At 57.3% G+C, this 2,273-nt stretch carries 1 protein-coding gene and 3 tRNA genes; 1 reads left to right on the top strand and 3 read right to left on the bottom strand.

The window, feature by feature from the left end; genetic code table 11:
- Nucleotides 1–231 precede the first annotated feature (231 nt).
- From B3C1_RS19145 to gltX, 3 genes are all read right to left on the bottom strand, one after another.
- Nucleotides 232–307: transfer RNA gene (locus tag B3C1_RS19145), tRNA-Ala, on the bottom strand.
- A gap of 101 nt (nucleotides 308–408) precedes the next feature.
- A tRNA-Ala gene (locus tag B3C1_RS19140) sits at nucleotides 409–484 on the bottom strand.
- Between the two features lie 78 nt (nucleotides 485–562).
- Nucleotides 563–1,975 carry a glutamate--tRNA ligase gene (gene gltX / locus B3C1_RS19135; RefSeq protein ID WP_008486881.1) on the bottom strand — a complete coding sequence of 471 codons (1,413 nt, stop codon included), beginning with the start codon at nucleotides 1,973–1,975 and terminating at the stop codon, nucleotides 563–565.
- Between the two features lie 171 nt (nucleotides 1,976–2,146).
- Between gltX and B3C1_RS19130 the strand changes: the two genes are divergently transcribed.
- Nucleotides 2,147–2,222: transfer RNA gene (locus tag B3C1_RS19130), tRNA-Val, on the top strand.
- Nucleotides 2,223–2,273: the final 51 nt, after the last annotated feature.

Genomic DNA, 2,273 nt, shown 5'->3' with positions numbered 1-2,273 from the left:
GTCCTAGGCCTCTAGACGAAGGGGACAAAATTTGCGATTTCGACGCACTGCGTCGCGGCAAATTTTGTAAGGTGAGGTTTTGCTGGCAAAACCGAGCGACATATTCTGTCTATCACCCCATCAGTTCTAGGTAACTGATGTTTTATTTGGTGGAGCTAGGCGGTATCGAACGGGGCAACCTTTGCCGCCGACCTCTTTTCCGGCATAACCGGAAACCGCTTTGTTCCTAATTGGTGGAGCTAGGCGGGATCGAACCGCCGACCTCTTGCATGCCATGCAAGCGCTCTCCCAGCTGAGCTATAGCCCCGTTTTTCTCTATCAATGCCGCCTTGCTGGAAGCGACCTTGAATTGTAATTTTGCCCTTTTGGGGGCCAAGTTGCCGCGTAAACGCCACAACCTGTGGTATTTGGTGGAGCTAGGCGGGATCGAACCGCCGACCTCTTGCATGCCATGCAAGCGCTCTCCCAGCTGAGCTATAGCCCCTGAATCAGGGGAGGCGTGCTCCCCTTCAGTGCGAGGCGCATTCTATGCAGCCCCTATTTTCCTGTCAACCGGCTTTTGTCACTCAGCTGCGCGTTTGGCGATAAAATCAACGGCTTGGTCCAGGCGGGCCAGGCAGCGGGCTTTACCGATATGCAGAGCGGTGACGTCCAGGGACGGAGATTGGCCGGCGCCAGTGATGGCAACCCGCAGCGGCATACCCACTTTACCCATACCCACAGCCAACTCGTCGGCAGTGCCCTGAATGGCGCCGTGGATGGCTTCGGCGGTCCAGTCAGTCAGGGCAGCCAGTTTGCTTTTAACCAGTTGCAGCGGTTCGGCAGCCACCGGGCGCAGGTGCTTCTTGGCGGCGTCAGCGTCGAAGTCGCTGAAGTCTTCAAAGAAGTAACGGCTTTGGGCAGCCAGCTCCTTAAGGGTGCTGACCCGCTCTCCCAGTACGGCAATGATCTGCTCCAGAGCCGGACCGTTGCTGGTGTCGATGTTTTGGTCGGCCATGTGCCACTCAAGATAAGGCACCACCTCGGCCGCCGGCAGGGTGCGGATATAGTGGTTGTTGAGCCAGTTGAGCTTTTCGGTGTTAAAGGCGCTGGCGGCCTTGTTGACGGCGTCGAGGGTAAAGAGCTCAATCATCTGCGGGATGCTGAACACTTCCTGGTCACCGTGGGACCAGCCCAGGCGCACCAGGTAGTTGAGCAGCGCCTGGGGCAGGTAACCGTCGTCACGGTATTGCATCACCGATACGGCGCCGTGGCGCTTGGACAGCTTTTTACCGTCGTCACCCAAGATCATCGACACGTGGGCGTAGACCGGCACCGGGGCGCCCAGGGCCTTGAGGATGTTGATTTGACGCGGGGTGTTGTTGATGTGGTCTTCACCACGCACCACGTGGGTGATGCCCATGTCCCAGTCGTCCACCACCACACAGAAGTTGTAGGTGGGGCTGCCGTCGGTACGCTGGATGATAAGGTCGTCCAGTTCCTTGTTGCCTATCTCGATGGGGCCACGAATTTGGTCGTCAAAGATGACGCTGCCGTCTTCGGGGTTTTTGAAACGGATAACAAAAGGCTCGTCACTGCCATGCTCGCTGTGGTCGTGGCGGCACTTGCCGTCGTAACGGGGCTTTTCGCCCTTGGCCATCTGTTCTTCGCGCATGGCGTCCAGGCGCTCGATGGAGCAATAGCACTTATAAGCGCTGCCCGCTTCGAGCATGGTGGCCACCACGTCGCGGTAACGGTCGAAACGCTTGGTCTGGTAATAAGGGCCTTCATCCCACTTCAGATCCAGCCAGTTCATGCCATCCATAATGGCTTCGATGGCTTCAGGGGTGGAGCGCTCCAGATCCGTGTCCTCGATACGCAGCACGAATTCCCCTTGGTTATGGCGAGCATAGAGCCAGGAGTAGAGGGCGGTGCGGGCACCACCGACATGCAGGAAACCGGTGGGGCTGGGGGCAAAGCGGGTTTTGACTGTCATGGTCACACTTATATGGTTAACGGACGGGCCGGAAGAAAGGGCTTATTCTAGCACCAGCTGAAAAGGTCCCCAAGCCGTCGAGGCGTTGAAAAAATCAGCATTCAAGCGGGGTTGCGGTGAATTGGGTTGACAGTGAAAAAGCCCTCCCTATAATACCGCTCCACATGGCAGGGGTGATTAGCTCAGTTGGGAGAGCACCTCCCTTACAAGGAGGGGGTCACTGGTTCGAACCCGGTATCACCCACCATATCCTGCCAACCAAATTGAAAACGTGACGTCACTATCCCAGGACGGCACC

Origin of the sequence: Gallaecimonas xiamenensis 3-C-1, from assembly GCF_000299915.1 — a bacterium.
GTDB classification, from domain to species: domain Bacteria; phylum Pseudomonadota; class Gammaproteobacteria; order Enterobacterales; family Gallaecimonadaceae; genus Gallaecimonas; species Gallaecimonas xiamenensis.
This window is presented reverse-complemented; position numbering and strand designations above follow the sequence as displayed.

Excerpts from the sequence above, each read along its gene's own strand:
- gltX (WP_008486881.1), bottom strand. The coding sequence starts at position 1,975 with ATGACAGTCAAAACCCGCTTTGCCCCCAGCCCCACCGGTTTCCTGCAT.